The following is a 3,821-nucleotide window of genomic DNA, read 5'->3' on the forward strand; positions in this document are numbered from 1 at the left end:
TAAAGGCCGATTATAATTTAACCAAGGCTATTTACACAATTTTATGGATAGATCCGTAAAATTTTCGGAGGTATAGATATAGGCATTGCTTCCATAGATTCCCTGTATTGTTTGCGCATCTGTTTTATATTTAATGACTTCATTTGAGTTAATAATTCCTAAAAGAAGAAGTTTTTGATACACCTCACCAACAGAGTCCAAATCTTTACTATTAGGACAGTAGACTAATAAGGCGTGATCACTTGTTTGATCAGACTTGCAACACGAAACTTTCGCCTCCCATAAATCACCAATTTCAACAGCATTTCTAATTTTTATCCATAATCTGTCAATATGCTCTGAACAACTAAAAAATCATCCATTTGCCTGGATCCAATGGAAATTTATAATTTATACCCAACGTGTAATTAATGGCTCTTAACCATTGATATTCAGTATCTAATGTTTGTGATGGAAGTAACTGCGATCGATAAATTTTTCGGGTTCCATTATGATTAAAGACTAGATGTTCATTTGGTGATGCACAATAGTCGTTACCAGAAAATAGCGATGATTTTCCACTTAAAACCGTTCTTTGGGGTCCCAATTGCAAAACATCTAAATCGAAAGACATCGTCGCCATTTCATGGTCAAATTCTTTTTGCATCCTTGTTTGAGCTATTTGCCTATTATGTAAGTAAAGCTTATAAACACCCACTTCCCCCAATGAATTAATTTCTTCATCTAAGGTTGCTACAAATGGAGTGCCTTTCGTATTAAGGTAAGTATCTTGGCCATCAATTATATAATTATCGACTTTTATACCAAGTGATTTTAACTTTCCATAAAAAACAAATATCTTGACTATGACCTAAGAGAAACTTATATACAATTTTCGGCATAACTTAACTCAAAAAATCCTGAATTGGTTCGAATTTACACAATCAGCAGTTGTTGTAGTAGTATTGGCATTTCCTGCTAAATGCGACACGGCTTTAGAGCCTTATTACTTTAGTTTTTTAACTGTATGTAATTAACCTTAGCAACAAAAGAGGCTCCGTTGCAACAGTGACGTGGTCTAATAGATCTGACCACCCCAGTTAAGAGAAAATGCACGGAAGTCCTACAAAAAACTATCTTTCTACCACCGAAGGAATTGTATTTTTCCCACAATTTCAATACTTATCAGAATCCTGGGATTTGAAGGACTGTACTACTGCAGTCAACACTTGGTTAAATCAGAATAACATTCAAGCGGTCATTTCTGATGCAGGACGCGCAACACAACAAATTATTCAGACTCTTGGTGGGTTTATTGGAGTTAATTCAATAGCTCATATAGGAGTTATTAAATTACTTAATAAAATTTCACAAAGACCAATTACACGAAGTGCACAATATCAGGAATTTCAAAATAAAATTCACGATGCCATTAAAAATCCTTTGCATAGAGAAAATGCTTTCAATAGATTGATCGAAAAAAAGCAGTTGAGCTCGGCCTAGAGGTGAGATGTAATAATTGTGGAAATTGGAGTTGGTATTATATAAATCGCAATGTTTCTATTAAAGAAATTTTTCGATATGCAAAGCCGAGCCAAGAAGAAATGCAGAATACTATTGAAGATTTATTTGTTTAATAAAAAATTGGTAAAATTAAAGGGATATATAATTATATATACCGCATAATCGATATAAAAATAGGTCTTTATGCGAGATATCTATTATAATTCGCTGAAAGTTATAAGTGAGGAGTGAAGTGAGTAACTTAGGGGTTGTTTACTCAATTTTTACAAAAGCAATTACATATATTATGCTTTATATAGGTTATATATCGCATAAACTCTCTTTTATAATAATATTATGCGATATATATGGCTATATACCGCATAATCCATATAAAAATAGGTCTTTATGCGAGATATCTATTATATTCGCTGAGAGTGGTAAGTGTGGAGTGAAACATGACTATTGTTGGTAGGGAAGAAGAACTCTCACTCTTAACTGACGTTTTCGAAAGTAAAAATCGGAATTTCTTGCAATCTATGGAAGAAGGCGAGTCGGAAAGACGTATTTAGTTCGAGAATTTTTCAAAAATAATGAGATTTATTTTGAGTTGACAGGAATTAAAGGTGCTACCAAATCCTCGCAACTAAAAATTTTCTGCCGTCTATTCAGATACCTTTTTAAGAGGGGCGCGTATACCTCCTCCGAAAGATTGGGATGATGCACTATATATTCTACGAAAAGAAGTCGAAAAATACTCCGATGCCAAAAAAGTAATTATCTTCTTTGATGAGTTGCCATGGTTAGCTTCCAGGAAATCAGGTTTTCTGGAGGCTCTCGATCTTTTCTGGAATAGATACATGTCGTCGAGAAAAAATATTATCCTTATTATCTGTGGCTCCGCAGCAGAATGGATGATCAAGAAAATAGTCTCGAACAAAGGGGGGACTACATAATAGACTGACGCGGGCTCCAATTAATCTTATGCCCTTTACCTTAAAACAAACTGAGCAGTATTTAGAATCTATGGGTGTGCATTTGGAACGGAAGCAAGTAATCGACCTGTATATGGCGCTAGGTGGAGTAGCCTATTATTTAAATTTAGTTCCAAGAGGTAAATCCTCTTCCGAAATTATTTCAGAATTATTTTTTACAAAACAAGCACCATTGCTTTCCGAATTCCGTAATTTATTTGATTCTCTGTATGACCATCCTCAGAAACACATTGAGGTCATAAAATTTTTTGGCACAGACGAAACAGGGGCTTACTCAAAAGGAGATTTTTGATAAAGTAAAAAGCATGAGTCCTGGTGGAGGGGCTGTGCTTGTATTGGAAGAGCTTGAAAATTGCGGATTTATATATCGAGTTCCTGATTTTGGAAAAAAGAAAAAAGACGCTCGGTATCGATTAATTGACGGATTCACGCTTTTTTATTTGAAATGGGTAGAGGGTCAAGGGGAGTTTGGTGAGTATTACTGGATAAGAAAGAAAGGATCGGAAAGCTATAATACCTGGGCTGGATATGCATTTGAAAATTTGTGTTTTTTACATTACCGAGAGATTTTGCTGGCGTTAGGAATAGCGGTGATTGCTGAAGCTAAGTCAGGATGGCGTTATTTGCCATCAAAAGATAGTGGTGATGATGGGGTTCAAATCGATCTCCTTATTAACAGAGCTGATAAATGCATAAATTTATGCGAGATAAAGTTCTATGATGATGAATATAGTATTAGCAAACCCTACGCACAAATGCTTAGAAAAAGAAAAGTTGTTTTAAAGAGAAAACAAAAACGAGAAATACTTTATTCACAACAATGATTACTACATATGGTGTAAAGAAAGACAAATACTATTTCGATGCCGTAGATGTACAACTTACAATGGATTCTTTATTCAAGTAATTTTGGAGATAGGTATCGGGCTGATTAATTGTATTCCGATTTAGTGAATCATGTGTCTTAGATTCAACTGATTAGTGCAACTTTTGTATATAAAAAAGACAGAATAAGTTAGTAAACTTCCTACTGTTTTAATACAGGAGTTGTTAAATGAGTTGAATCTAAGCTTACGTGGTTAATACTTCAATAAATATTTCGATAATTGGCTAAACTTTATAAATATATAGTTAATAAAATAAAGTGTCAGTTATGAATAGGACTGCAGGATTAAATCCAGTTGGATACCTACTTAAGCGGGAAGAGATTGATCCTATCTTAGATCTGGAAGATCAATCTTTTAATTCTGCAAGAAATTGGATTTGCTCTTTTTTAAATTAAATCCAAATGAGCTCTATAAAACTTTACTTGAGCGATATGTAGAGGCCTGCGAAAGTATGGTT

At 34.2% G+C, this 3,821-nt stretch carries 5 protein-coding genes; 3 read left to right on the forward strand and 2 right to left on the reverse strand.

Annotation, left to right across the window (positions count from 1 at the left end):
- Positions 1 to 27 precede the first annotated feature (27 nt).
- Positions 28 to 333 carry a putative phosphothreonine lyase domain-containing protein gene (locus BN58_RS38190; protein ID WP_156812675.1) on the reverse strand — a complete coding sequence of 102 codons (306 nt, stop codon included), beginning with the start codon at positions 331 to 333 and terminating at the stop codon, positions 28 to 30.
- Positions 334 to 346: 13 nt separating this feature from the next.
- Positions 347 to 697 (reverse strand): hypothetical protein, encoded by a 351-nt coding sequence (locus BN58_RS20485; RefSeq protein WP_232220897.1) that lies wholly within the window; start codon positions 695 to 697, stop codon positions 347 to 349.
- A gap of 392 nt (positions 698 to 1,089) precedes the next feature.
- Here BN58_RS20485 and BN58_RS20490 point away from each other — a divergent pair, with 392 nt between their 5' ends.
- From BN58_RS20490 to BN58_RS29375, 3 genes are all read left to right on the forward strand, one after another.
- Entirely contained in the window at positions 1,090 to 1,482 is a 393-nt protein-coding gene (locus tag BN58_RS20490; RefSeq protein WP_019218446.1) for a hypothetical protein, read from the forward strand.
- Positions 1,483 to 2,466: 984 nt separating this feature from the next.
- Positions 2,467 to 2,769 carry an ATP-binding protein gene (locus BN58_RS29370; RefSeq protein WP_026069649.1) on the forward strand — a complete coding sequence of 101 codons (303 nt, stop codon included), beginning with the start codon at positions 2,467 to 2,469 and terminating at the stop codon, positions 2,767 to 2,769.
- Complete coding sequence (locus tag BN58_RS29375; protein ID WP_156812674.1) at positions 2,726 to 3,301, forward strand: hypothetical protein; 576 nt, start codon at positions 2,726 to 2,728, stop codon at positions 3,299 to 3,301. The genes BN58_RS29370 and BN58_RS29375 overlap by 44 nt, the downstream gene beginning before the upstream one ends.
- Positions 3,302 to 3,821: the final 520 nt, after the last annotated feature.

It is taken from the genome of Legionella tunisiensis (genome assembly GCF_000308315.1).
GTDB classification, from domain to species: domain Bacteria; phylum Pseudomonadota; class Gammaproteobacteria; order Legionellales; family Legionellaceae; genus Tatlockia; species Tatlockia tunisiensis.